We start from the raw sequence: 26,335 nt of genomic DNA on the forward strand, positions 1-26,335 counted from the left end.
GGTGTTCGGACGACCTGCACGGTACCCCGGCGGGGCCGGACGGCGTAATGACGCATATCACCCGCCGCTGGTGGTATCCGCACTCTGCACCGTTCACCCGGAACGCAAGAGGAGACGGAGACCCCATGGGACACGGCGGAGACGTGATCACCGAGCTGACCACCGACCACCGCGAGGTGGAGAAGCTGTTCACCCGCATCCAGGAGCTGCCGCCCGGCGACCCGGAGCGCAAGCGGCTCGCGGACCAGGTCACGATGGAGCTGGTCCGCCACGCGGTCGCGGAGGAGGAGTACCTCTACCCGGCGGTGCGGGAGCACCTGCCCGAGGGCGGTCCGCTCGCCGACAAGGAACTGGAGGACCACGCGGCGGCCGAGCGCACCATGAAGGAGCTGGAGTCCTGCGAGGCGGACGACCCCCGGTTCGACACGATGATCATGCAGCTGATGGCGGAGATCCGCGAGCACGTCGCCGACGAGGAGGCGAACCTGCTGCCCCGCCTCCGTGAGGTGTGCTCCCAGGAGAGGCTGGAGGAGCTGGGCGAGAAGGTGCGGCAGGCGAAGAAGATGGCGCCGACCCGTCCGCACCCGGCCGCCCCGGACACGCCGCCGGCCAACAAGCTGCTCGACCGCGGCGCGGGCATGGTCGACCGGTTGCGCGACACCCTCACGGGGCGCGGCAAGCAGGGCTGACCGCGCACGGCCGCTCCGCGCCGGCACGGCGCCGCCACGTCGCCCGCCGGCCGGCGCACGGCCGGCGGGCGGCGTGGCGCCGGCCCCGGGGCGCACCTCCGCCCCGGGGCCGGCGTCGGCCGCGCGCTCAGCCGGCGGCGCCGAACCACGCGGCCAGCCGGTCGGACAGTTCCCGCCGGTCCTCGCCGACCCACGCCACGTGGCCGTCCGGCCGCAGCAGCACCGCGGGCACGTCCAGCGCCGCGCCGGGGTCGACGACGTGGTCGACCCGGTCGGTCCAGCCCTCCACCGAGAGGCGGCCGGTCCGGTCCAGCAGCAGTCCGCGGCCGCCGCGCATCAGCTCGTAGAGGCGTCCCCGCGTCAGTTCCACGTCCCGCAGCCGCCGGCCGAGCAGCTCGTGGCCCCCGCCGAAGTCGTAGCGGATCGCGGTCGCGGTGATCTTCTCGGTCAGGTACCGGTTCACCTCCTCGAAGCCCATCAGCTCCGACAGCAGTCGGCGTACCGCCCGGGGGCCCGGCTCCGGGGACAGCAGTTCGGTCTGCGCACGGGTGTTGTCCAGTACCTGGGCGGCCACCGGGCGGCGTTCGTCCTGGTAGCTGTCGAGCAGCCCCTCCGGCGCGCGGCCGCACACCTCGGCGGCGAGTTTCCAGCCGAGGTTGAACGCGTCCTGGATGCCGAGGTTGAGCCCCTGCCCCCCGACCGGCGGGTGGACGTGCGCCGCGTCGCCGGCCAGCAGCACCCGGCCGACGCGGTAGCGGTCGGCCAGCCGGGTGGCGTCGCCGAAGCGGGAGAGCCAGCGCGGCGAGTGCACGCCGAAGTCCGTGCCGGCGAACACCCGCAGCCGCTCCCTGAAATCCTCCAGGGTCGGCGGGACCGAGCGGTCCCCGACCACCCCGTCGGCGGGCACGACGACGCGGTACACCCCGTCGCCGAGGGGGCCGAGGCCGAACCGCTTCTCGGTCCTGCGCACCTCCCCGACGACGGCGGCGACCGTCGCGGGGTCCGCGGCCGCCTCCATCTCGCCCAGCAGCGTCTCGCTCCCGGCGGGCTCGCCGGGGAAGCCGACGCCGAGCAGTTTGCGCACCGTGCTGCGGCCGCCGTCGCACCCGACGAGGTAGCGCGAGCGCAGCCGCGCACCGTCGGCCAGCTCCGCGGTCACCCCGTCGGCGTCCTGGCTCAGGCCGACCAGTTCGCGGCCGCGCCGGATCTCGGCGCCGAGTTCGGCGGCGCGCTCGGCCAGGAGGCGGTCGGTGGTGGTCTGCGGGATGCCGAGGACGTAGGCGTGCGCGCTGTCCAGGTCCGGCGGGGGTGCGTCGACGGCGGCGAAGAACCCGCCCACCGGGTACCGCCGGCCGTGGGCGAGGAAGCGTTCCAGCAGACCGCGCTGGTCCATCACCTCGATGCTGCGCACGTGCAGGCCGAGCGCGCGGACGTACGCCGTCGGCTCCGCCTCCCTCTCCAGCACGAGCACGTGCACGCCGTGCAGCCGCAGCTCGCACGCCAGCATCAGACCGGTCGGCCCGCCACCGGCGATGATCACGTCGATCATGGAAACCACCCGTTCGAAAGGTTGTGTCGCGGTCGGCTGCCGCGCGGTTCCGCACCGGGCGCCCGGGCCGCCGCGCGAGCCGCGCCGCCGGCTCGGCGTCCCCGCGCGGGTCGCGCGGCGACAGCGGACGCACTTCGCGGACCTGGCATTTCCTCAGGTTCCGCTCCGGGCCGACGATTCTGCGGCATGACCCGGGTCTTGCCGCAAGCCCCCCGGTGCGCTATACGTTGAGAGTGGCGGGGACTGGATTCACTCCTCGTTCCTCCCTGCCCGCCGTGGACGGCGGCCCCTTCCGGAGCGGCGGCGTGCCGCACACGGCGGCCGGGCCGCGCGGAACTCTCGTCGCCGCGCACCGCCGCTTCCCGCAGCCCCTCGTACCCCCGCGGCACGGCCCCGCCGCCGCTCCCCGCGGCCCGTCGTGCGGGCGCTCACCGCCGGCCGGCACGCCCCGTTCCCGCAGCCCACGCCCCGTTCCCGCAGCCGGAGCCGGCTGCGTCCCGCCCGTCGCCCGGCCCCTCAGTGCCCGCTCGGTGCGCTGCCCCGCGGGGCCCTCCCCCGCAAAGGCGTGCAAAACCCCCGCACCCGCACCGGATCCCGCCGGCACGCACCGGCGGTGTCCCCGGACCGGGGAGCGGTCGCGGCGCCGGCCTGCCGGGCCGTCCGCGGCGGGCCCGGGGAGGCGTCGGGCGCCCGCCGGCCCCGCCGGGCGGCCCCGGCCCCTCCCCCGCGTACGCACGCCCGCGGTCCGATGTCCCGTCCCCGGCGCCGCGGCCGGCTCCCCGGGGCGGCGCCCCCTCCGGCGGTGCGGCGGCGGGAGTGCCGGCCGGCACGGCGCGGCACACCCCAGCCGGGTGTGACCGGGATCCGGGTGCGGTCACCGAGCTCCAGTACCGGCCAGCCCAGTTCGAGTATCCGCGCGACGATCCCGGCGGCCTCGCGGACGCTCACGCCGGGCAGGATCCCGGGAAGGCCGCGGACCGGTCCACCGGCGTTCCCGGGCCCGGTGCGCGGGGCGAAGCCGGGGACGGCGGCCCACCCGGGGCCCCCGTCGGCCCCGCCCCGGTACCGCGCGACGTCGGCGGCCAGGACGAGGAGCCGGTCGCGGCCGAGGCCCCCGAGCGGGTACGCCCACCACAGCACCTCCGCGCGCTCCCCGTCCGGACGGGTGAGGCGGGCCAGTCCGGCCGCGGGGTGCGGCTCCTGCGCGGCGGCGTCCGGACCGCCGCCCCCGGCCCGCGCGCCGCGCCCCTCCCCGTCCGGCCCCCCGCCGTCGGCGTACGCCGCCTCGTCGGCGAGCAGGCCGTTGCCGGCGAGCGCGCCGGCGACGGGCAGGAGGTCGGCGGCGGGACGGCCCACGGCCTCCTCGCGGGAGGGGCCGAAGAGGCCCCGGGCGCCGGGCGACCAGCGGGAGACCCGCCCCCGGCGGTCGACGACGGCCACGGCGAGGGGGACGCGGTCCTCCTCCGGGGCGGGCTCGGGCACGGCCCGGGGCGCGCCACTGTCCATGGCCGGCTGCTCCTTTCCCTGCCGCGGCGACCCGCGGCACCGCCATCACGGTACGGGCGCGCATCGCTGGCGCGCCGGGGATCGCCGGAATGTCACGCGCCGGATTCCGGAATCGGCCGGTGTCAGCCGCCGTGGGCGAGCCGGACGTCCCGTGTGGTCCGGGCGCCCCCTGTGACCTGCAGCGCGGCGGCCACCGGCGGGTATCCGGAAGCGATCACCGTATAGGCGCCGGCCGCCAGGTCGGGGAAGCGGAAGACGCCGTCGGCCCCGGTGGTGAGGGTGCCGAGGGTGTTGCCGGCCGTGTCGAGCAGCGACACCCTGGCGTCCTCGACGGGGCGGCCGTCGCGGGCGCGCACGGTGCCGCACACGACGCCGCCGCCCGCGAGCCCGACGTCCTGCCAGGTCTCGTCCTCCGCCCGCACCCCGACCGGGAGGGCGGTGGGACCCAGCCCGGGCGCGCAGGCGGTGAGGGTGTAGTCGCCGTCGAGGAGGCCGGTGAGGAGGTACCCGCCGCCCGGACCGGTGCGGACCGCGGCGACGACCTCGCCGCGCGCGTCGGTCAGGGTGACGGCGGCGTCCTCGACGGGCGTGCCGTCCAGGGTGGTGACGGTTCCACGGAGGCGGCCGGCGCCGCCGAGGACGATGTCCCGTTCGACGGGCCCGTCGGGGCGGGCGCCCGCGGTGAGGGTGACGGCTCGCGGCCGGCGGCCGGCGGCGGAGGCGATGAGGACGTACGCGCCGGGGGGCCGGGGGACTCAGCGCGTACCGGCCGCCGGCGCCGCTCGCGCCCCGGCCGACCTGGCGGCCGCAGGCGTCGAGGAGGGTGAGGGCGGCACCGGGGACGGGGGTGCCGTCGTGGTGGCGGACCGTGCCGCACAGGGACGCGCCGGGGGTAGGCGCCGGGTCGTACGCGTCCTCGGCCGACCGGGGACGCACCGGTCCGGACCCGGGTGCGCGGGCCCCGGGGACGGTGCCCCGCACCGGTCCGGTGCCGTCCGCCGGCGCCCTCTCCCCGAGGAAGAGGACGATGAGCAGGCCGGCGCCCAGGAGCGCCGCCAGGTGGAGCAGGATCCGCGGCGCGGCGTCGGCGTACGCCTGGACGTATCCCTCCCGCAGCGCGGAGGGCAGCGTTCCCGGCCCGGCGGCGAGGGTGCCGAGGAGGGTGACGCCCGCGCACACGCCGAGCTGGCCGCACAGGGTGTGGGCGCCGGTCGCGGCGCCGAGGTCGGCGGGCGGGGCGGCGTTCTGCGCCGCGAGGACGAGGACCGGCAGGACGAGGCCGAGGCCCGTACCGGCGAGCGCCTGCCAGACGCCGTGCTCGACGTGGGGCGTCCCGGCCTCGACCCGGGAGAGCAGCCACACGCCGACCCAGGCGACGGCCACGCCGGCGGCGCCCTGGACCGCGTAGCGGCCGGTGCGGTGGGCGAGGTGCCCGGAGAGCAGGGACGCGGCGGCGAGGGAGCCGAGGAAGGGCAGCACCAGCAGTCCCGTCTCCGGCGCCCCCTGCGGGCCGCCGCGCTGGAGGAGGGCGGGGAGGCAGACCGCGACGCCGGCCAGGCAGGCGCCGACGACGGCGGCGACGACCCCGGCGACCAGGAAGACCGGGTCGCGCAGCAGCCGAGGCGGGAGGACCGGTTCCGGTACGCGGCGGGCGGTCGCCGCGTAGAGCAGGAGGCCGGTCGCGGCGGCGCAGGCCAGGCCGGCGACGGTGCGGGAGGTCCAGGCGTACTGGCCGCCGGCCCAGGTGAGCAGCAGGACCAGGCAGGCGGTCGCGGCGGTCAGGAGCAGGGCGCCGAGCAGCCCGGAGCGCGCGCGGCGGTGGGCGTCGGCGGAGCCCCGGCCCCGCGCGGCCCCCGGGCCCGTCGGGCCCGGGGCGACCCCGACGAGGAGCAGGGCGGCGAGGCAGCCGGGGGCGGCGAGGTGGAAGGTCCAGCGCCAGGAGGCGGTCTCGGCGGCGTACGCCCCGAGCAGCGGGCCCGCGGCGGTGGCGACCGCGAACGCGGCGCCGAGCAGGGCGAGGTGGCGGGCGCGCCGGCGGGCGGGGGCGAGGGAGGCGGCGACGGCCTGGGCCCCGGCGAGGACGCCCCCGGCGCCGAGGCCCTGCACGGCGCGCAGGGCGACCAGCTCGTCCGGCGTGCGGGCCCAGCCGGCCAGGGCGGACGCGGCGGCGAAGAGGGCCAGTGCGGAGAGGAACGTTCCCTTGCGGCCGTAGAGGTCGCCGAGTTTGCCGTGGAGCGGCAGGGAGGCGCCGGCCGTGAGGAGGTACGCGGTGACGGCCCAGGGAACGCGTCCGGGTCCCCCCGGCAGGTCGGCGGCGAGCGCGGGGAGGACGGCGGCGACGGCGAGCTGCTGGGAGGCGGCGAGGAGCACCGCGAGGACGAGTCCCGCCAGGACCGGTCCCGTGCGGCTCCGCCGGGGCGCGGGGGCGGGACGGGTCGGTGCGTCCCCGGCGGCCGGCGGTGCGGCGCCGTCGGACGCGGCTCCGCCGGCCCGCCCGTCCTTCGTCAGCGTGATCCCACCCACGGAACCTGCTCCCCTCGTCTCGCGGTTCACGTACGGGGCGCCATTGTTCGCCTGCCGTACGCACCGGGATCAAGTGGGGCATCACGGGCGGAAGATGGGGGAAGGGGGTCGCCGCCCGGGTGTCCCGGGAGGCGGCGGCGGGTCATCCTCGCAGGGTGTCCGGGGGGCGGACCCGGTCGGCGGGGTGCCGCCCCCGTGCGCGTGCCACGCGTACGGGGGCGGGGGGAGAACCACCCGATCCGGTGAACGCGGCAGCGGACAGGCCGCGGGGGGTCACCCCTTCTCGGTCTCGGCGGCCAGGTTGGCGAGGACCGCGTCGTGGATGCGGGCCAGACCCCTGGGCGCGAAGGTGCGCTCGAAGAAGCCCCCGATGCCGCCAGCGCCGTTCCAGACGGTGGTGACGACGACCCGGGAGCGGCCCTCGCCGGCGGGGGTGACGGTCCAGGTGGTGACCATGGAGGAGTTGCGGTCCTTCTCGACGAGCTGGCCGTCGGTGGGCTCGGTGACGTCGAGCAGGCAGTCGCGGACGCGCTTGCCGGTGGCCTGGAGCCTCCAGTGGACGAGGGTGCCCTCGCCGTCGCCGCCCTCGTGGACCTGATACTCGCTGAACTGCTCGGGCAGGAGCCGGGCGCGGGTCCGTTCGTAGTCGGCCAGCGCGTCGAACACCGTTTCCGCGTCCGCCGCGATGACCCGCTCCGTCGTCGCCTCGACCTGTGCCATCGCCTCGTCCTCCAGCGTTTCGTCCCTCGGTCAGGGTGTCCAGCCAACCACCTGCGGCGGACGGACCCAAATCCGGCCCCGCCGGCCGCCGGTGCGGCCGCCCCTCCGCCGGGCACGGCTCCCGGCACCCCGGGCGGGGCCCGGCTTCCGCGGGCACCGCCCGGGGGCCCGCGCGCTCCCCCCGCGGGCGGCGTCGCACCGGGCGCGGCGCGTCCGCCGCCTCGCGACCGCCCGTGCGGCGCCCGCCCGCCGGCCCGGCGCTCTGCCCCGCCCCCGTTCGGGTCACGTCCGGGGGCGTCGGCGCCGTCCGCCCCGGATCGGGGCACCGCGCCCCGGACACTGGCCGGATGCACAGACGCGCAGGAGCAGTCATCGCCGCGGGCGCGCTGGTCGCGGGAGCGATCGGCGTCGCGCCGTCGGCCGCCGAACCGTCCGCGCCGGAGCCCGGCACGGCGCTGTCGTGGACGACGTGCGGCACCGAGCGGTACCCCCGGATGGAGTGCGCCTCGCTGCCGGTGCCGCTCGACCACGCCGACCCGGGCGGGGAGCGGATCACGCTCGCCCTGTCCCGGATCCGGCACACCTCGCGCACCTTCGACGGGCCGCTCCTGGTCAACCCGGGCGGTCCCGGCGCGAGCGGCCGGGACCTGGCCGGGTTCGTGGCCGAGTCCCTGCCGGCGGAGCTCGCGGCGCGCTACGACGTGGTCGGCTTCGACCCGCGCGGCGTCGGCGCCAGCAGACCCGCCCTGACGTGCCGGCCCGGCCACTCCGCCCCCGTGCGCCCCGACTCGGTGCCGCGCGACGCGGACGAGGAGCGGCGGAACGCGGCACGGGCCGCCGCCTTCGCGAAGGCGTGCGGGGACGCGCACGGGCGGCTCCTCCCCCACATCGGCACGGTGAGCGCCGCCCACGACGTGGACGCGATCCGGCGGGCCCTGGGCGTGCCTCGGATCGACTACCTCGGCTACTCGTACGGGACCTACCTGGGCGCCGTGTACGCCCGGCTGTACCCGCAGCGGGTGCGGCGCGCGGTCCTGGACTCGGTGGTCCACCCGGGCGGCGTCTGGTACGACGCGAACCTGGCGCAGGACCACGCGTTCGACGCGCGGCACAAGGCGTTCCTCGCCTGGGTCGCCCGGCACCACGCCGCGTACGGGCTGGGGACGGACCCGGCGCGGGTGGAGGCCCGCTGGTACGCGATGCGCGCGGCGCTGCGGGAGAGGCCCGCGGGCGGCAGGGTGGGCGCGGCGGAGGCGGAGGACACGTTCCTGCCGGGCGCCTACCACAGCGGCCACTGGCCGGTGCTGGCCGCCGCGTTCTCCGCGTACGCGAAGGACGGGGACGAGCGCCCGCTGGTCGCCGCGTACGAGTCGCTCGCCGCGCCGGACGGGACCACCGACAACGCGTACGCCGTGTACACGGCGGTGGAGTGCCGGGACGCCCGCTGGCCGAGGTCGTGGGACGTGTGGCACCGCGACACCTGGGCGACGCACGCGAAGGCGCCGTTCTCCACCTGGAACAACGCCTGGTACAACGCGCCGTGCGCGTTCTGGCCGGTGCCGTCGCTGACGCCGCCGGACGTGGCGAACGCCGCGGTGCCGCCGGTGCTGCTGTTCCAGGCGACGGAGGACGCCGCCACCCCGTACGAGGGGGCCGTTGCCGCCCACCGGCTGCTGCGCGGTTCGCGGCTGGTCGTGGAGCGGGGCGGCGGCGACCACGGGGTGACCCTGCGCGGCAACGCCTGCGCGGACCGGATCCTCGCCCGGTACCTGGAGACGGGCGAGGTCCCGCGCGGCGACGGCGGCGCCGGGCCGGACGCGGTGTGCCCGGCCCGGCCCGAACCGGACCCCGCGGCGGCCCCCGGGAGGGCCTCGGCGGTGCACGGGGCGCTCGCGCCGCCGCGCGCGAACTGACGGGCCGGAACCCGCGGGCGCCGGGACCGGGCCGTCCGGCAGGATGGGCGGCGTGACGACGCATCTGACGCATGTGGCGGCCCCCGAGGGGGTCGCACCCGGTTCCGGTTACAGCCACGTCGTGTGGGGCACCGGCCGGTTCGTGGCGGTGTCCGGGCAGTGCGCCCTCGACGCGGACGGCCGGGTCGTCGGGGAGGGCGACCCGGCGGCCCAGGCACGGCAGGTCTTCGCGAACCTGGGCCGCTGCCTGGCGGCGGCGGGCGCCGCGTTCGACGACGTGGTGAAGCTGACGTACTACGTGACCGACGTGGCGCACCTCCCGGCGGTCCGCGCGGCCCGCGACGAGGTCGTGGACACGGCCCGGCCGCCGGCCAGCACCGCCGTCCAGGTCTCCGCCCTGTTCCGGCCCGAACTGCTCCTGGAGGTGGAGGCGTTCGCCGTGGTACCGGAGGAGCGCCGGCTGCGACGACCCGGGTCAGGGAGATGACGGACGCCGGCTGCGCGGCGGTCGCCGGGGTGCGGGTGGAGGGCCGGCGGTCCGCCTACCGGGACCTGCTGCCCGCCGCGTACCCGGCGGCGCCGGGCGTGGCGGAGGACACGGAGGTCCGCCGCGAGCACCTGGCGCGCGCCGGGGAGCGGGTGGTGCACCCGGTGGCGGAGCGCGGCGGGGAGGTGGTCGGCGGGGCGGCCTTCGGCCCGGACCGGTCACCGGGCGCGGGGCCCGGAGACGGCGAGCTGTACGCCCTGTACGCGCGCCCCGACGTGGTGGGGACCGGCGTGGGGCGCGCGCTGACGGACGAGGTGGCGGCGCGGGCGGCGGCCCAGGGGCTGCGCCCGGCTGTCGCTGTGGGTGCTGGAGGGCAACGCGCCGGGCCGCCGCTTCTACGCGAAGGCCGGGTTCGCCCCGGACGGGGCGTGCGAGCCGTGGGAGGTCGGCGGCACCACCCTCCTGGAACTCCGTTACGCGAGGGCCCTTTAGGTCGTTTCCTCGGAGTCCCGTCTGCCCGCCGACGCCTGGCACGCGCTCCCCCGGACTCTCGGCTGCGCTCGAACAGGTGGGACTCCCAGCCGCGTTGTCGTCGGTCGTCCGTGCTCCGCAGTGGCTCCCCCTCCGCCCTGGGATGGCACGCACCGGACGCCGCCCGGCCCGCCCTGCGGGCGAACGACGCTGCTGTGAAGACACTCCCCGGCCGCTCCGGTCCGCCCGGCTCACTCCTCCGGCAGGCGGGCCAGGGCGGCCGCGGCGGCCGGGCCGATGCGGGGGTGGCGGCGGGCGGCCTCCAGGACGGGGCGGGCGCGGGGGTCGGCGAGGGCGCCGAGTCCCTCCGCGCAGGCGGCGCCCACCCGCCAGTGCGGGTCGTCCGGGGCGAGGCGGCGGCCGAGCGCGGTGACCAGGGCGGGCACGGACTCCGGGGCGCGCAGCGCGGCCAGGAGCCGTACCGGCACGAGTGCGTAGGCGACGCGCAGTTCGTTGGTGGCGAGCGCGGCGGCGGCGCGTGCGGTGCGGGGGTCGCCGAGCGCGGCCAGCGCGTGGGCGGCGGAGACGCAGCGCTCGGGGTCGCGGTGGTTGAGGAGCAGCACCAGCGCCTCGAAGGCGCGCCGGTCGCCGGCGGTCCCCAGCCGGAACGCGGCCAGTTCACGGGCCCACAGGGGCTGCCGGGGCGCGGTGAGGACGGCGGCCAGCTCGTCGTGGTCGGGGGTCGCGACGAGCCGCCCGTAAGCGGGGGGCGCCCCCGGCCTCGTCGTGCAGCCGGTCGGTGAGCGAGGCGAGCTCCGGGTCCATGGCGGTCAGGGTAGCGACGGGCCGGGGCTGCGATCCAGGTCACACCGCCCCTCTCACCGCCGGGGGCTGGCGCGCTCATTACCCACCGGTTAACCTCAGGCGAGCGGGGTGGACCCCCCGCACCACTCCGGGCGGCCTGGTGACGCAGCCGCCCGGATGCCGGTCGGTTCGGCACCTTCCACGACGCGACTCCGGGACAGGGTCCGTCGGTTCTCCCGCGCGGCGCGCACGGACGCCTCCGTCCGGTGCGGTCCGCGCACGGCGCGCCCTCTCCGCCGCGCTCCCGCGCGCACGGCGCCGGGCGGTCGCGCCCGCACCCCGACCAGTCGTCACTCATCCCTGGAGTCCCGTGATGGACACCCCTCTCTCCACCATCGCCGTCGTCGGCCTCGGCACCATGGGCACCGGCATCGCCGAGGTCCTCGCCCGCGCCGGCCGCGAGGTCGTCGGCATCGACGTCAGCGAGGACGCCGCCCGCCGCGCGGCCGCCTCGCTGGCGTCCTCCACCGCGCGGTCCGCGGCCCGCGGGCGGATCACCGAGGAGGAGCGGCGCGACGTCCTCGCCCGCTTCCGCACCTCCCGCGACCTGGGGGACGCGGCCGGCGCCGATCTGGTCGTCGAGGCCGTGCCCGAGTCGTACGAGGTGAAGCAGCGGGTGGTGCGCGCCCTGGACGGCGTCCTCCGGCCGGACGCGATCATCGCGATCGGGACGAACGCGCTGTCCGTGACCCGGCTCGCCGCCGACTCCGCCCACCCGGAGCGGGTGCTGGGCCTGCACTTCTTCAACCCGGCCCCGGCGATGAGGCTGGTCGAGGTCGTGTCGTCGGTGCTGACCGACCCCCGGGCCGTCGCCGCCGTCACGGACCTGGCGCACGCCCTGGGCAAGGAGCCCGTCGCGGTCGGCGACCGCCCCGGCTTCGTCGCGGACGGCCTGCTGTTCGGCTACCTCAACCAGGCCGCCGCCATGTACGAGTCGCGGTACGCCTCCCGGGAGGACGTCGACGCGGCGATGCGGCTCGGCTGCGGCCTGCCGATGGGCCCGCTGGCGCTGCTGGACCTGATCGGCGTCGACACCGCCCGTACCGTCCTGGAGGCCCTGTACGCGGAGTCGCGGGACCGGCTGCACGCGCCCGCGCCGATCCTCAGGCAACTGGCCGAGGCCGGGTTGACCGGTCGCAAGGCGGGCCGCGGCTTCTACACGTACGAGGCGCCGGGCAGCGCCGCGGTCGTCCCGGACGCGCTCACCCCGAAGCCGGGGGGCGAGGGCGGGGCGGCGCCCCGCGAGGTGGCCTCGGTCGGCGTCGCCGGGTCCGGGACGATGGCCTCGGGCATCGCGGAGGTCTTCGCGAAGGCCGGGTACGACGTCGTCCTCGCCGCCCGTTCCCCGGAGAAGGCCGAGGCGGCGAAGGCCCGCGTCGCCGCGGGCACGGCCCGGTCCGTCGGCAGGGGCCGGCTGACCGCCGGGGCCCGCGACGCCGCGCTGGCCCGGATCTCGCCCGCCGGCTCGCTCGACGCGTTCGCCGGTGTCGACCTGGTCGTCGAGGCGGTCGCGGAGGACCTGGAGGTGAAGCGGGGGCTGTTCGCCGCGCTCGACCGGGTCTGCAGGCCGGGCGCGGTCCTCGCCACCACCACCTCGTCGCTGCCGGTCGTCGCCTGCGCCCGCGCCACCTCGCGGCCGCAGGACGTGATCGGGATGCACTTCTTCAACCCGGCCCCGGCGATGAAGCTGGTGGAGGTGGTCCGCACGGTCCTCACCGGCGACGACGTCCACGCCACCGCCCGCGCGGTCGCGGCGGGGATCCGCAAGCACCCGGTGGACTGCGGGGACCGCGCCGGGTTCATCGTCAACGCCCTGCTCTTCCCGTACCTGAACAACGCGGTCAAGATGGTCCAGGAGCACTACGCGACGCCCGACGACGTCGACGCCGCGATGAAGTTGGGCGGCGGCTACCCGATGGGCCCGTTCGAACTGCTCGACGTGGTCGGCCTGGACGTGTCCCTCGCCATCCAGCGGGTCCTGCACGAGGAGTTCCGCGAGCCCGGCCTGGCGCCCGCGCCGCTGCTGGAGCACCTGGTGGCGGCGGGCTGCCTGGGCCGCAAGACGGGACGCGGCTTCCGCGAGTATGCGCGGCGCTGAGCCCGGCGGGGCGCACGGCCCGGGGCCCCGCGGGGCGTGCGGCGAGTGGGGCGGGCTGCTCGCGCCGCCGGGCGGCTCTCCCCCTCGGGCGCGTTCCCCGGGAGGGATGGAGTACGTTCGGGACATGTCCCAGCCCGCGAAGACACCCCGTGCCAGCACCGCGTCCGACGCCCCGGAGAGCGCCGCGGGCGGCCGCGCCGCCGCCCAGCGGCTCAAGATGCGCCGCGAACTGGCGGCGGCCGCGATGGAGCTGTTCGCGGCGAAGGGGTACGAGGCGACGACGGTTGACGAGATCGCCGCCGCGGCGGGCGTGGCGCGGCGGACCTTCTTCCGTCACTTCCGCTCCAAGGAGGAGGCGATCTTCCCGGACCACGACGACACCCTGGTCCGGGCGGAGGCGGTCCTCAACGCGGCCCCCGCGCACGAGCACCCGCTCGACACGGTGTGCCGGGGCATCAAGGAGGTCATGAAGATGTACGCGGCGTCCCCGGCGGTGTCCGTCGCGCGCTACCGGCTCACCCGGGAGGTCCCCACCCTCCGGGAGCGCGAGATCGCCTCGGTCGCCCGCTACGAGCGGCTGTTCACCCGCTACCTGCTGGGCCACTTCGACGAGCACGACCACCACGACGGCAACGACGACCCGCTGCTGGCGGAGGTGGCCGCGTCCGCGGTCGTCACGGCGCACAACCACGTGCTGCGGCGCTGGCTGCGGGCCGGCGCCGAGGGCGACGTGGAGGCCCAGCTGGACCACGCGTTCGCGATCGTCCGCAGGACGTTCGGCACCGGCATCGGCGCCGGCCGGTCCGCGGCGGCCCGGACGGGCGGCGAGGGGCCCGCGGTCACCGCCTCGGCGGAGGGCGACGTGCTGGTCGCGGTGGCCCGTACCGACGCGCCGCTGGACCAGGTCATGCGTACGATCACCCGCGCGCTGGGCCACGACGCGGCCTGACCGCCGAACGCGCCCCGGGGCGCCGGGGGACGGCACCGCACGGGCCGGCGGCGCCCGGGCGGCGCCCGGCGGACCGGCGGTCGGCGGCCCTCCGGCGCGGCCGGCCCGGCTCCGGGGCGCCGCCCGGGGTTCCGGCCCGCCGGGCTCCCCGGCGCGTCCGCGCCGTCCGCCGCCCACCGCCTCCCCCGCGGTCGGCCGCCGCCCGGGCCCGGGGGGCCGGTGCCGCGCGGGCCCGGGGGGCCGGTGCCGCGCGGGCCCGGGGGGGCCGGTGCCGCGCGGGCCCCGGGGAAGGCGGGCGGTGCCCCGGCCCGCCGCCGCCAGCGGGAGCCGCGGGCCCGCCCGCCGGGTACCGCGGGGGCGCCCCTCGCGCCGGGCCGCCGTCCCGTTCCCCGTGTCCCCCGCCCGCCCCGGCCTCCGGGGCGGGCGGGGGCGGGCACCCGGCAGAGAACGATCGATCATCGCTCATTCGAGCACCCCTGATCACACGTGAGAAACTTCTGGCACGCAGTGTCTTGTCACCTGGCACGGGGTGCCATACGTTGATGTCGTCCGGGTGACCGGCGTACGGAGAACCGCCGTACGCCGGCTGTCCCCGCGGCCCCTCCCGGCCGCGCGCCCGGACGCCTGCGTCACAGGCACTTCCCGCAGCGGCTCCGCCGCCCCCGGCCCCCCGCCACGAGCGGGGACGGGGCCCGGCGGGACCCCGCGCACCCAGCACCACCGGCCGAACCGACGGCACACCTCCCACAAGCAGCACCTCGACGTACCCCTCAGCGTCCCCCGGGACGCGTGCATCGCCGGAGGCACCACGTGAAGGAAATCCTGGACGCGATCCAGTCGCCGGACTCCACGTCCGCGGACTTCGCCCACATCGAGCTGCCGGAGTCCTACCGCGCGGTCACCGTCCACAAGGACGAGACCGAGATGTTCGCCGGGCTCGACACGCGCGAGAAGGACCCCCGCAAGTCCCTCCACCTCGACCGGGTGCCCCTGCCGGAGCTGGGCCCCGGCGAGGCCCTCGTCGCCGTGATGGCCAGCTCGGTCAACTACAACTCGGTGTGGACCTCGATCTTCGAACCGGTCCCGACCTTCGGCTTCCTGGAGCGCTACGGCCGGCTGTCGGAGCTGGCGAAGCGCCACGACCTGCCGTACCACGTCATCGGCTCCGACCTGGCGGGCGTCGTCCTGCGCACCGGTCCGGGCGTGCACGCCTGGAAGCCCGGTGACGAGGTCGTCGCGCACTGCCTGTCGGTGGAGCTGGAGTCCTCCGACGGCCACAACGACACGATGCTCGACCCCGAGCAGCGGATCTGGGGCTTCGAGACGAACTTCGGCGGCCTGGCGGAGATCGCCCTGGTCAAGTCGAACCAGCTGATGCCCAAGCCGGACCACCTCAGCTGGGAGGAGGCCGCCGCGCCGGGCCTGGTGAACTCCACCGCCTACCGCCAGCTCGTCTCCCGCAACGGCGCCGGCATGAAGCAGGGCGACAACGTCCTGATCTGGGGCGCCTCCGGCGGCCTCGGCAGTTACGCCACCCAGTTCGCGCTGGCCGGCGGCGCCAACCCCGTCTGCGTCGTCTCCAGCGAGCAGAAGGCGGACGTCTGCCGGTCCATGGGCGCGACCGCGATCATCGACCGCAGCGCCGAAGGCTACCGGTTCTGGAAGGACGAGCACACCCAGGACCCCGGGGAGTGGAAGCGCCTGGGCAAGCGCATCCGCGAGCTGACCGGCGGCGAGGACGTCGACATCGTCTTCGAGCACCCGGGCCGCGAGACCTTCGGCGCCTCGGTGTACGTCACCCGCAAGGGCGGCACCGTCGTCACCTGCGCCTCGACCTCCGGCTACCAGCACCAGTACGACAACCGCTACCTGTGGATGTCGCTGAAGCGGATCATCGGCTCGCACTTCGCCAACTACCGCGAGGCGTGGGAGGCCAACCGCCTGGTCGCCAAGGGCAGGATCCACCCCACCCTGTCGAAGGTGTACGCGTTGGAGGACACCGGCCAGGCCGCCCACGACGTCCACCGCAACCTCCACCAGGGCAAGGTCGGCGTCCTGTGCCTCGCCCCCGAGGAGGGCCTGGGCGTCCGCGACCCGGAGAAGCGCGCCAGGCACATCGACGCCATCAACCGCTTCCGGAACATCTGACCGGACGTCCGAGAGGCGACACACCGTCATGACGGAACGCAAGAAGGACCGCCCCTGGCTCATGCGGACGTACGCCGGCCACTCCACGGCCGAGGCGTCCAACGAGCTGTACCGGCGCAACCTCGCCAAGGGGCAGACCGGTCTCTCGGTCGCGTTCGACCTTCCCACGCAGACCGGCTACGACCCGGACCACGTCCTCGCCCGCGGCGAGGTCGGCCGGGTCGGCGTGCCGGTCTCCCACCTCGGCGACATGCGGCGCCTGTTCCGGGGCATCCCCCTGGAGCGGACGAACACCTCCATGACCATCAACGCCACCGCCATGTGGCTGCTGGCGCTCTACCAGGCGGTGGCCGAGGAGCAGGGCGCGGACCTCTCCCGGCTCCAGGGGACGACCCAGAACGACATCGTGAAGGAGTACCTGTCGCGCGGGACGCACGTCTTCCCGCCCGGCCCGTCGCTGCGGCTGACCACCGACCTCATCGCCTACACGGTGAACCACCTCCCCAAGTGGAACCCGATCAACATCTGCAGCTACCACCTGCAGGAGGCGGGCGCCACCCCGGTCCAGGAGGTGGCGTACGCCGTCTCCACGGCCATCGCGGTCCTGGACGCGGTGTTCGCCTCCGGGCAGGTCCCCGAGGAGCGCAGGGGCGACGTCGTCGCCCGGATCTCGTTCTTCGCGAACGCGGGAGTCCGCTTCATCGAGGAGATGTGCAAGATGCGCGCCTTCGGCCGCATCTGGGACGAGGTCACCCGCGAGCGGTACGGGATCGAGGACCCCCGGCAGCGCCGCTTCCGCTACGGCGTGCAGGTCAACTCGCTCGGCCTGACCGAGGCGCAGCCGGAGAACAACGTCCAGCGCATCGTCCTGGAGATGCTCGCCGTGACGCTGTCGAAGGACGCCCGCGCCCGGGCCGTGCAGCTGCCCGCCTGGAACGAGGCGCTGGGCCTGCCCCGGCCCTGGGACCAGCAGTGGTCGCTGCGCATCCAGCAGGTGCTGGCGTACGAGAGCGACCTGCTGGAGTACGACGACGTCTTCGCCGGTTCGCGCGTCGTCGAGGCGAAGGTGGACGCCCTGGTCGAGGAGTGCCTGGCCGAGATCGACCGGATCCAGGCGATGGGCGGCGCGCTGGCCGCCGTCGAGTCCGGCTACCTCAAGTCGCGGCTGGTCGCCTCGCACGCCGAGCGGCGGGCCCGGATCGAGTCCGGCGAGGAGAGGGTCGTCGGCGTCAACTGCTTCGAGTCCACCGAGCCGAGCCCCCTGACCGCGGATCTGGACACGGCGGTCCAGACCGTGGACCCGGCGAACGAGGCGCGGGTCGTCGCCGCGCTGCACGAGTGGCGCGACAAGCGCGACGAGACCCGCGCCCGGGACGCCCTCGCCGCCCTCAAGGCGACGGCCGCCGGGGACGGGAACCTCTTCGCCGCCACCCTGGAGTGCGCCCGTGCGGGGGTCACCACCGGGGAGTGGGCGTGGGCGCTGCGCGACGTGTTCGGCGAGTTCCGCGCGCCGACCGGCGTCTCGTCCGCCCCCGTGGCGGTGCCGGCCGAGGAGGGGACCCCGCTCGCGGCCGTCCGGGAGAAGACCGCCCGGACGGCCGCCGAGCTGGGCGCGGGACGGCTGCGGCTGCTGGTCGGCAAGCCGGGCCTGGACGGGCACTCCAACGGCGCCGAGCAGATCGCCGTACGGGCCAGGGACGCCGGCTTCGAGGTGGTCTACCAGGGCATCCGGCTGACGCCCGGGCAGATCGTGGACGCCGCGCTCGCCGAGGACGTGCACTGCGTGGGGCTGTCCGTCCTGTCGGGCTCGCACGCCGAGCTGGTACCGGACGTGCTGGAGCGGCTGCGCGGCGCCGGCGCCGCCGACGTCCCGGTCGTCGTCGGCGGGATCATCCCCCCCGCCGACGCCGCCGGGCTGCGGCGCGCGGGGGTGGCCGCCGTCTTCACCCCGAAGGACTTCGGGATCACCCGGATCATCGGTCGTATCGTCGACGAGATCCGCAAAGCCAACAAGCTCGCCCCCCTCGAAAGCACGGAGGTCCCCGCATGACCCAGACCACGCCGGCCCACCCGTCCCCCGCCCCCGGGGGGAGCGGATCCGCCCCCTCCCCCCTTCCGTGAACCGGCTGCGCCCCCGCCGCTCCTGCCTGGCGGTGCCGGGCTCGAACCCGCGTTTCCTGGAGAAGGCCCAGGGCCTGGCCGCCGACCAGGTGTTCCTGGACCTGGAGGACGCCTGCGCGCCGCTCGCCAAGCCGGAGGCGCGGCACACGATCGTGAAGTTCCTCAACGAGGGCGACTGGACCGGCAAGACCCGCGTGGTGCGGGTCAACGACTGGACGACCCACTGGACGTACCGGGACGTCGTCACGGTCGTCGAGGGCGCCGGCCAGAACCTCGACTGCGTCATGCTGCCGAAGGTGCAGGACGCCTCGCAGATCGTCGCCCTGGACCTGCTGCTGACGCAGATCGAGAGGACGATGGGCTTCGAGGTCGGCCGCATCGGCATCGAGGCGCAGATCGAGAACGCCCGCGGCCTGAACAACGTCGACGAGATCGCGCAGGCGTCGCCGCGCATCGAGACGATCGTCTTCGGCCCGGCCGACTTCATGGCGTCGATCAACATGAAGTCGCTGGTGGTCGGCGAGCAGCCGCCCGGCTACCCGGCGGACGCCTACCACTACATCCTGATGAAGATCCTGATGGCAGCCCGCGCCAACGGCCTCCAGGCGATCGACGGCCCCTACCTCCAGATCAGGAACGTGGACGGCTTCCGCGCGGTCGCCGGCCGCGCCGCCGCGCTGGGCTTCGACGGCAAGTGGGTGCTCCACCCCGGCCAGGTCGAGGCGGCCAACGAGGTGTTCTCCCCGTCGCAGGAGGACTACGACCACGCCGAGCTGATCCTGGACGCGTACGAGTACCACACGTCCGAGGCGGGCGGCAGGAAGGGCTCCGCGATGCTCGGCGACGAGATGATCGACGAGGCCAGCCGCAAGATGGCCCTGGTCGTCGCGGGCAAGGGCCGGGCCGCCGGGATGCGGCGCACCGGCACGTTCGAGATCCCGGGGGCGTGAGGCGGATGCAGTTCGGACGCACCTACGAGGAGTTCGAGGTCGGGGCGGTCTACAAGCACTGGCCCGGGAAGACGGTCACCGAGTACGACGACCACCTCTTCTGCCTCCTCACGATGAACCACCACCCGCTCCACCTGGACGCGCACTACGCGCAGGGGACGACCGACTTCGGGAGGAACGTCGTCGTCGGGAACTACGTGTACTCGCTGCTGCTGGGCATGTCGGTGCCGGACGTCTCCGGCAAGGCCATCGCCAACCTGGAGATCGAGTCGCTGCGGCACGTGGCGCCGACCTTCCACGGCGACACGGTCTACGGCGAGACGACGGTCCTGGGCAAGCGGCCGTCGAGGTCGAAGGACGACCGCGGGATCGTCCACGTCGAGACCAGGGGGGTACAAGCAGGACGGCACGCTCGTGTGCGTCTTCCGCCGCAAGGTGATGGTCCCCACCGCGACGTACGTCGAGGAGCGCGGCGGCGAGCAGCCCGGCCGTCCGCCCGTCTCCCACCCCCGACCGGCGCCCCCGCGGGCCGGCACCCTTCATTCGGAACCGAAGGCGCAGGAGGAGTAGCCATGGCCCGACTGGCGCAGACGCACGGCCTCACCGACGTCCAGCAGGAGATCGTCTCCACCGTCCGGGACTTCGTCGACAAGGAGATCATCCCGGTCGCGACCGCGCTGGAGCACCGGGACGAGTACCCCCAGGAGATCGTCGACGGGCTCAGGGAGCTGGGCCTGTTCGGCCTGATGATCCCCGAGGAGTACGGGGGCCTGGGCGAGTCGCTCCTGACCTACGCGCTGTGCGTGGAGGAGATCGCCCGCGGCTGGATGTCCGTGTCGGGCATCGTCAACACCCACTTCATCGTCGCGTACATGATCAAGCAGCACGGCACGCGGGAGCAGAAGGACGCGTTCCTGCCGCGGATGGCGACCGGCGAGGTGCGCGGCGCGTTCTCGATGTCGGAGCCGGGCCTCGGCTCGGACGTGTCGGCCATCACGTCGAGGGCGGTGCGGGACGGCGACGGCTACGTCCTGGACGGCCAGAAGATGTGGCTGACCAACGGCGGCACGTCCACCCTGGTGGCCGTACTGGTCCGGAGTGACGAAGGACACCCCGGGGGAACGGCCCCGCACAGGTCGATGACGACGTTCCTGGTGGAGAAGGAACCGGGCTTCGGCGAGGTCCGGCCGGGCCTCACCATCCCCGGCAAGATCGACAAGATGGGTTACAAGGGGGTCGACACCACCGAGCTGGTCATGGAGGGGCTGCGCGTTCCGGCCGACCGCGTCCTGGGCGGGACCACCGGCCGGGGCTTCTACCAGATGATGGACGGCGTGGAGGTCGGCCGGGTGAACGTGGCGGCCCGCGGCTGCGGTGTCGCCCAGCGCGCCTTCGAGCTGGGCGTGGAGTACGCCCAGCAGCGCCGCACCTTCGGCAAGCCGATCGCCCAGCATCAGGCGATTCAGTTCAAATTGGCTGAAATGGCTACCAAAGTAGAGGCTGCTCATGCCATGATGGTCAACGCGGCTCGCAAAAAGGACTCAGGGGAGCGAAACGACCTCGAAGCAGGCATGGCCAAGTACCTGGCCTCCGAGTACTGCAAGGAGGTCGTGGAGGACGCCTTCCGCATCCACGGGGGCTACGGGTTCTCCAAGGAGTACGAGATCGAGCGCCTCTACCGGGAGGCACCGATGCTGCTCATCGGTGAAGGCACCGCCGAGATCCAGAAAATGATCATCGGCAGGCGCCTGCTCGAGGAGTACCGGGTCCAGAGCTGATTGCGGGTTTTGGGGCGATACGACCGCGAAGAAGATCACATCCGGTCATCTTCTTCCGGTCGTCGACTCCGCTTCTGGCTTGCCCAGTTGCGGCCCGCAACCGATAGCATCGCCGAAGAGCCGCCGTCCCCCGTTCCCGAGCGCGGCATCACCCGCTACGAAGGTCATCCATGCCCCACAGCCAAACCTCTGCACCTCGCGTCAGCCTCACCGGCGTACGCCTCGCGCGCGGAGCATCGCCGTGGCTTCTGCCGACCGTCGCCACCGCAGCAGCAAGCCTCGTCCGCGCGCGCCGCTCCCGGCGTGCCGCGGCGATCGCCGTCCCGACCACCGCGCTCGCGGCCGGCATGCTGTGGTTCTTCCGCGACCCCGAGCGCGAGATCGCGCAGGGCAGGGTCATTTCGCCCGCCGACGGGGTGGTGCAGAGCATCATGCCGTGGAAGGACGGGCGCACCCGCGTCGCCATCTTCATGAGCCCGCTGAACGTCCACGTCAACCGCGCCCCGCTGGCGGGCACGGTGACGTCCGTGGAGCACATCCCGGGCGGTTTCGTGCCGGCGTTCAACAAGGAGAGCGAGAACAACGAGCGCGTCGTCTGGCACTTCGACACGGAGCTCGGCGACATCGAGATGGTGCAGATCGCCGGCGCCGTGGCCCGGCGCATCGTGCCGTACCTGCCGCAGGGCGCCAAGGTCGAGCAGGGTGACCGGATCGGTCTGATCCGCTTCGGCTCGCGGGTCGACGTCTACCTCCCGGAAGGTGTGGACGTCGCCGTCGAGGTCGGCCAGACCACGACCGCGGGGGTGACTCGCATTGACCGTGATTGAGCCCGAGCGGCCGGCCGACTGGGTCGCCGACGGCCAGACGGACGCCGAGGAGCAGGAGGAGATGCCCCTGTCGCTGCGCCTGTCGATAGCCGACACGCTCACGCTGGGCAACGCCACCTGCGGTTTCATGGCGGTGTACTTCACCACCACCGGCATCCTCATCCCGCACCTCATGGGCAGCGAAGAGACCGGCATGGCCCGGCACTCCGCGGCGACGGCCGTGATACTGATGCTGTGCGCGGCGATCTTCGACCTGTTCGACGGCCTCGTGGCGCGCAAGCTCCGCTCGTCGCCGATGGGCGCCGAGCTGGACAACCTGTCGGACCTGATCAGCTTCGGCCTGGCCCCGGCGTACTTCGTCCTGGTGTACGGGATGGTCGCGGACGACGCGCACCAGCGGGTGTCCGCGGTCGCGGCGATCGTGGTGCTGCTCGCCGTCGTGATGCGGCTGGCGAGGTTCTCGGTCGTGACGATGAAGGACGGCATGTTCCAGGGCATGCCGAGCCCGTTCGGCGCGCTGACCGTCGTGTCGATCGTGCTGCTGGAGCTGCCGTTCGTCCCGACGCTGCTGGCGATCGTCGGGACGGCGTGGCTGATGGTGAGCCGGGTCGAGTACCCCAAGCCGCGGGGCGTCCTCGCGGTGGCGATGCTGAGCTGGATCGTGGGCGCGATGGCCATGCTGGCGGCGTGGGCGTTCGACGCCCCGGGCGGCCAGCTGCTGCTCCAGACGGGTTGCGCGCTGCAGGTCGTGCTGGGCGCGGTGATCCCGCTCTTCGCGACCGCGCGGCGGGTGAACACCTTCCGCGACCACCGGCGCGAGAGCCGGGAGGCGCGTGCGGCGCAGCTGCCGTAGGCGGACGGACGGGCCGAGGGGCCGGGTGCGACGCGCACCCGGCCCCTCGCCGTACGCCCGCGACCGTACGGCCCCGGCGGGCGGGCCCGCCGTCGGCGGCGGGGCGGCCGGGCGGGCGTCAGCCCAGGAGGTCGCGTGCGATGCCCGCCGCGACCCGCTCCAGGAGGGGACCCGCCTCGGCGACGCACGCGGCCGGGTCCGGCTCCAGGTCGGTGAGGGGGTAGGCGCGGCGGATGCCCACCCGCCCCAGGGCCTCCGGGGACAGCGCCAGGCGGCCGCAGACCGCGACGGTCCCGACCCCGGCCGCGCGCGCCGCCGCGGCGACCCCCGCCGGGGCCTTGCCGCGCAGGGTCTGCTCGTCGAGGGAGCCCTCCCCGGTGATCACGAGGGTGGCCCGGTCCAGGGCGCCGGTGAAGCCCAGGAGGTCCAGCATCACCTCGATGCCGGGGCGGAAGACCGCTCCGAGGCCGACCAGGGCGCCGTAGCCGACGCCGCCCGCGCCGCCCGCGCCCGGCGCGGCGGCCGCCTCGGCGGCGCGCGGGCCCATGGCGCCCGCCAGCACCTCGACGTACCGCACGAGCGCCGCGTCCAGGACCTCCACGTCCTCCCCCGTCGCGCCCTTCTGCGGCCCGAAGACCGCCGGGGCGCCCTCCGGGCCGGTCAGCGGGTTGTCGACGTCACCGGCGAGCACCAGCTCCGCGTCGGCGAAGCGCGGATCCAGCCGCGACAGGTCGGCGGCGGCCAGGTCGCGCAGGCCGCCGCCGCCCGGTCCGACGGGCCGGCCGTCCGCGTCCTGGAAGCGCGCGCCGAGCGCGGCGAGCATGCCGGCGCCGCCGTCGGTCGTGGCGCTGCCGCCGACACCCAGGACGAGGGTGCGGGCCCCGGCGTCGAGCGCGGCGCGCAGCAGCTCCCCCGAGCCGTACGAGGTGGCCGTGAGGGGGGCGAGGACGCCCGCGGGCAGCCGCCGCAGACCGGACGCCTCCGCCATCTCCACGACCGCCGTACCGCCGCGCAGGGCGAACGCCGCCGCCACGGGCGCCCCGAGCGGGCCGGTCACGCGGACCTCGCGGCGTTCGAACCCGGCCGCCACCGCGGCCTCGACCGTGCCGTCGCCGCCGTCCGCGACGGGCAGCGCCTCCACCCGGAGGTCCGGGACGACGCTCCGTAGCCCCGCCGTCACCCGCTCCGCGACCTGCCCGGCCGTGAGGGAGCCCTTGAACTTGTCGGCCGCCACGAGCACGTGGGCGGCTCCCGCGACCGCTCCGTCCGCCATCCCCGCACCCCTCGCCGTCATCCGGGCGGCCGCGCCGGGGCTGCCCCGTCCGGAGCCCCCGACGGCGCGCCGCCCCTCCGTGTGCCGCCGTTCCTCACCATAGTGGGGCGCCATGAGCACGGACCCGCCGCCGCCCGCCCCTCCCCCCGAGCACCCCTCCGGGCCCTCGCCGGACCGCGCCGTCGTGGCGGTCGGCTTCACCACCGTCCTCGTCCTGGTGCTGTGGGCCTGGCTGGGTGGGGGGTCCTTCGCCGGCGCGTCGTCCGCGGGCCTGGCCTGGGTCCTGGGCAACTTCGGCTGGCTGTTCGTGGTGGCCGCCGACGTCTTCCTGGTCCTGTGCCTGGTGATCGCGGTCGGCCGGTTCGGCCGGATCCGGCTGGGCGCGGACGACTCCCGGCCGGAGTTCGGCGACCTCGCGTGGATCGCGATGATGTTCAGCGCCGGCATGGGCATCGGGCTGATGTTCTACGGGGTCGGGGAGCCGCTCGCCCACTACCTGTCCCCGCCGCCGGCGACCGGGGTGCGCGCCGAGTCGGCCGAGGCGGCCCGCGCGGCGATGGAGTACTCGTTCTTCCACTGGACGCTCACCCCGTGGGCGATCTACGGCGTCGTCGGGCTCGCCCTGGCCTACGCGGGTTTCCGCAAGGGGCGCGGGAACCGGCTGAGCGCGGCGTTCGTGCCGCTGCTCGGCGCCCGGCGGGCGGAGTCCTGGCCGGGCCGGCTGATCGACCTGCTCGCGGTGTTCGCGACGGTGTTCGGCACGGCGACCAGTCTGGGCCTGGGCGCGCTGCAGGTGGCCGAGGGCCTGGAGCTGACGACCGGGGTGGCGGCGGGCCGCACGACGCAGCTGGTGGTGATCGCGGTGCTGTCGGCGGCGTTCGTGGCGTCGGCCTTCTCCGGGCTGCATCGGGGTGTCAAGTGGCTGTCGACGCTGAACATCACGCTCGCGGCGGCGCTGGCGGTGTTCGTCTTCCTCATCGGGCCGACCGTGTACGTCCTCGACTCGATCCCGGCGTCGATCGGCGGCTACCTGCAGGATCTGCTGCCGATGGCGACCCGCACGGGCGCGTTCTCCGACCGCGCGTGGCTGGGGACGTGGACGATCTTCTACTGGGCGTGGTGGCTGTCGTGGGCCCCGTTCGTGGGGACGTTCATCGCCCGGATCTCGCGCGGCCGGACGGTCCGCGAGTTCCTGACCGGGGTGCTGCTGGTGCCGAGCGGCGCGACGGTCTTCTGGTTCTGCGTGATGGGCGGTTCGGCGCTGCGCCTGCAGTCGACCGGAGCCGCGGACCTGGCGGGCGCCGCGCGGGAGGGGGCGGAGGCCTCGCTGTTCGCGATGCTGGACGCGCTGCCGGCCGGGACGGTCACGTCGTTCGCGGCGATGGTGCTGGTGATGACGTACTTCGTGACGAGCGCGGACTCGGCGTCGCTGGTGATGGGCTCGCTGACCAGCCGGGGCGCGCTGCACCCGCCGACGTGGCTGGTGGTGGGCTGGGGCGTGCTGATGGCGGTGGTCGCGGCGGTGCTGCTGGTGGTCGGCGGCCTCGGTTCCCTGCAGACGGCGACGATCCTGGTGGCGCTGCCGTTCGTGGCCGTGATGCTCTGCCTGTGCTGGGCGCTGCTGAAGGAGCTGCGGGCGGACCCGGGCGCCGGCCCGGCGCGCAACCCCGCGCCGCACGGGCTGCGCGACGTCGTGCGGGCGATGGCCGGCGACACGGTGACGGAGCGGGCGCCGGCGCGCCACCACCGGCTGCGGCGCGCGGCGCGGGCGCGCAGCGGGACGGGAGACGGTGCGGGTCCCGGCGGCACGGAGTGACGGCCGGGGTCCGGGGCGCCCCGGACCCCGGTGAGGCGGGAGGCTCCGGGCCGGCCGTCCGGGGACGCTCACGGCCCGGCGGTCGGCCGCCGGGCCGGGGTGCGCGGGTCCGGCGGAACGGCGCCGGTGCTCCGGCCCTACGAGGGGAAGCCGGCACCCTGCCTGGCGTACACCCTCATCGCCTCGCCCAGGAAGTCGACCATCCGGGGGTGGTAGGAGTTGTGGAACTCCCTCATGGGGCCGTTCTCCGCGTAGAAGAGCGCCATGCCGGCGTACGCCTCCCTGCTGGGGGTGTAGAAGCGGCAGGCTATCTCGAAGTGCCTGTGGACGAGTTCCTGGATGTGCCGGTCCTCCGGCAGCGAGCCGTCCAGGTGGGTCGCGAGCTCCTTGTAGAGGACGTCCCAGTCCCGGTGGACCCGGTCCCGGTCCACGTGTCCCCAGTCGTCGGTCTCGGAGAGGCTCCGGGCTTGCTCCCTGGCCAGTGCCTGCCGACACTCGTCCGCGTACTGCTCGTCCATGGCACCGGACCTCATGTCTCTCCTTCGCCGCCTGTGCCGGGGGTCCCCGAGGGCGGCCGCCCCGCCGGCAGTGATCCACTGCCGGTCCAGGCGGAACAGTGGCACGCCCTCCCGGGCCCGGCAAACCCTTTACGGACCCCGCCGTCGCCTCCCGCGGGGCCGGGCGCCCCCGGGCCGGCCGGCACGTGTGTCGTCCGCCCGCCGCGACGGCCGCGGCCAACGCCGTCCGCGGCCGTCGCGGCGGCGCCTCCGTACGCGCGCGGGGCGCGGGCTGGCGTACAG

19 protein-coding genes and 4 pseudogenes are annotated in these 26,335 nt (G+C 75.5%); 15 read left to right on the forward strand and 8 right to left on the reverse strand.

The genetic code is table 11. The features are described from left to right. The first annotated feature begins 125 nt into the window (after positions 1-125). On the forward strand, positions 126-689 hold the full coding sequence (locus tag LUW75_RS02510; RefSeq protein ID WP_250334163.1) for a hemerythrin domain-containing protein: 564 nt from the start codon (positions 126-128) through the stop codon (positions 687-689). A 127-nt stretch (positions 690-816) separates the two neighbouring features. Here the strand turns inward: LUW75_RS02510 and rox are convergent, their stop codons facing one another. The 5 genes and pseudogenes from rox to LUW75_RS02530 all read right to left on the reverse strand — a co-directional run bounded on the left by rox (position 817) and on the right by LUW75_RS02530 (position 6,987). Then, the gene (gene rox, locus LUW75_RS02515; RefSeq protein ID WP_250334164.1) at positions 817-2,238 is read right to left on the reverse strand and encodes a rifampin monooxygenase; all 1,422 of its coding nucleotides are present in this window, start codon (positions 2,236-2,238) and stop codon (positions 817-819) included. A gap of 516 nt (positions 2,239-2,754) precedes the next feature. After that, the gene (locus LUW75_RS02520) at positions 2,755-3,744 is read right to left on the reverse strand and encodes a PAS domain-containing protein (protein WP_250334165.1); all 990 of its coding nucleotides are present in this window, start codon (positions 3,742-3,744) and stop codon (positions 2,755-2,757) included. Positions 3,745-3,866: 122 nt separating this feature from the next. Further along, entirely contained in the window at positions 3,867-4,469 is a 603-nt protein-coding gene (locus tag LUW75_RS24490; RefSeq protein ID WP_349816457.1) for a carboxypeptidase regulatory-like domain-containing protein, read from the reverse strand. Positions 4,470-4,971: 502 nt separating this feature from the next. Beyond that, positions 4,972-6,297, reverse strand: a pseudogene (locus LUW75_RS24495) (MFS transporter); the annotation flags it as partial. Positions 6,298-6,540: 243 nt separating this feature from the next. Beyond that, positions 6,541-6,987, reverse strand: coding sequence for an SRPBCC family protein (locus LUW75_RS02530; protein WP_250334166.1), 447 nt, complete (start codon positions 6,985-6,987; stop codon positions 6,541-6,543). A 347-nt stretch (positions 6,988-7,334) separates the two neighbouring features. Between LUW75_RS02530 and LUW75_RS02535 the strand changes: the two genes are divergently transcribed. The 4 genes and pseudogenes from LUW75_RS02535 to LUW75_RS24505 all read left to right on the forward strand — a co-directional run bounded on the left by LUW75_RS02535 (position 7,335) and on the right by LUW75_RS24505 (position 9,879). After that, entirely contained in the window at positions 7,335-8,900 is a 1,566-nt protein-coding gene (locus tag LUW75_RS02535; RefSeq protein ID WP_250334167.1) for an alpha/beta hydrolase, read from the forward strand. Between the two features lie 52 nt (positions 8,901-8,952). Continuing rightward, a complete protein-coding gene (locus tag LUW75_RS02540) occupies positions 8,953-9,387 on the forward strand; it encodes a RidA family protein (RefSeq protein WP_250334168.1) in 435 nt (144 codons plus the stop codon). Then, positions 9,384-9,689: pseudogene (locus LUW75_RS24500) on the forward strand (N-acetyltransferase family protein); the annotation flags it as partial. The gene LUW75_RS02540 and the pseudogene LUW75_RS24500, both read left to right, overlap by 4 nt. A 61-nt stretch (positions 9,690-9,750) precedes the next feature. After that, a complete protein-coding gene (locus LUW75_RS24505; protein ID WP_349816389.1) occupies positions 9,751-9,879 on the forward strand; it encodes a hypothetical protein in 129 nt (42 codons plus the stop codon). A gap of 230 nt (positions 9,880-10,109) precedes the next feature. On the opposite strand, the pseudogene LUW75_RS24240 reads toward LUW75_RS24505, so the two are convergent. Next, a pseudogene (locus LUW75_RS24240) lies at positions 10,110-10,683 on the reverse strand (HEAT repeat domain-containing protein). Positions 10,684-11,035: 352 nt separating this feature from the next. On the opposite strand from LUW75_RS24240, the gene LUW75_RS02555 reads away from it, so the two are divergent. From LUW75_RS02555 to pssA, 9 genes and pseudogenes are all read left to right on the forward strand, one after another. Next, positions 11,036-12,820 carry a 3-hydroxyacyl-CoA dehydrogenase family protein gene (locus LUW75_RS02555; RefSeq protein WP_250334169.1) on the forward strand — a complete coding sequence of 595 codons (1,785 nt, stop codon included), beginning with the start codon at positions 11,036-11,038 and terminating at the stop codon, positions 12,818-12,820. Positions 12,821-12,944: 124 nt separating this feature from the next. After that, positions 12,945-13,769: a TetR family transcriptional regulator gene (locus LUW75_RS02560; RefSeq protein ID WP_250334170.1), complete on the forward strand. Its 825-nt coding sequence runs from the start codon at positions 12,945-12,947 to the stop codon at positions 13,767-13,769. An 810-nt stretch (positions 13,770-14,579) separates the two neighbouring features. Continuing rightward, a complete protein-coding gene (gene ccrA / locus LUW75_RS02565; protein ID WP_250334171.1) occupies positions 14,580-15,917 on the forward strand; it encodes a crotonyl-CoA carboxylase/reductase in 1,338 nt (445 codons plus the stop codon). A 28-nt stretch (positions 15,918-15,945) separates the two neighbouring features. Then, positions 15,946-17,967, forward strand: coding sequence for a protein meaA (locus tag LUW75_RS02570; RefSeq protein WP_250334172.1), 2,022 nt, complete (start codon positions 15,946-15,948; stop codon positions 17,965-17,967). A gap of 46 nt (positions 17,968-18,013) precedes the next feature. Then, entirely contained in the window at positions 18,014-18,988 is a 975-nt protein-coding gene (locus LUW75_RS02575) for an HpcH/HpaI aldolase/citrate lyase family protein (RefSeq protein WP_250337519.1), read from the forward strand. A gap of 5 nt (positions 18,989-18,993) precedes the next feature. Continuing rightward, positions 18,994-19,558: pseudogene (locus LUW75_RS02580) on the forward strand (MaoC family dehydratase). A 2-nt stretch (positions 19,559-19,560) separates the two neighbouring features. Next, positions 19,561-20,766 (forward strand): acyl-CoA dehydrogenase family protein, encoded by a 1,206-nt coding sequence (locus tag LUW75_RS02585; protein ID WP_250334173.1) that lies wholly within the window; start codon positions 19,561-19,563, stop codon positions 20,764-20,766. 170 nt (positions 20,767-20,936) lie between these two features. After that, positions 20,937-21,593, forward strand: a complete 657-nt coding sequence (locus LUW75_RS02590; protein WP_250334174.1) for a phosphatidylserine decarboxylase — start codon at positions 20,937-20,939, stop codon at positions 21,591-21,593. Then, positions 21,580-22,446 carry a CDP-diacylglycerol--serine O-phosphatidyltransferase gene (gene pssA / locus LUW75_RS02595; RefSeq protein WP_462933684.1) on the forward strand — a complete coding sequence of 289 codons (867 nt, stop codon included), beginning with the start codon at positions 21,580-21,582 and terminating at the stop codon, positions 22,444-22,446. The genes LUW75_RS02590 and pssA overlap by 14 nt, the downstream gene beginning before the upstream one ends. A gap of 118 nt (positions 22,447-22,564) precedes the next feature. Here the strand turns inward: pssA and LUW75_RS02600 are convergent, their stop codons facing one another. Next, positions 22,565-23,719 (reverse strand): glycerate kinase, encoded by a 1,155-nt coding sequence (locus tag LUW75_RS02600; protein ID WP_250334175.1) that lies wholly within the window; start codon positions 23,717-23,719, stop codon positions 22,565-22,567. Positions 23,720-23,831: 112 nt separating this feature from the next. Here LUW75_RS02600 and LUW75_RS02605 point away from each other — a divergent pair, with 112 nt between their 5' ends. Further along, positions 23,832-25,535 (forward strand): BCCT family transporter, encoded by a 1,704-nt coding sequence (locus tag LUW75_RS02605; protein ID WP_250334176.1) that lies wholly within the window; start codon positions 23,832-23,834, stop codon positions 25,533-25,535. Between the two features lie 137 nt (positions 25,536-25,672). Here LUW75_RS02605 and LUW75_RS02610 read toward each other — a convergent pair whose 3' ends face one another. Further along, complete coding sequence (locus LUW75_RS02610; protein WP_250334177.1) at positions 25,673-26,068, reverse strand: TipAS antibiotic-recognition domain-containing protein; 396 nt, start codon at positions 26,066-26,068, stop codon at positions 25,673-25,675. Positions 26,069-26,335: the final 267 nt, after the last annotated feature.

The organism is Streptomyces sp. MRC013 (assembly GCF_023614235.1).
GTDB lineage: Bacteria > Actinomycetota > Actinomycetes > Streptomycetales > Streptomycetaceae > Streptomyces.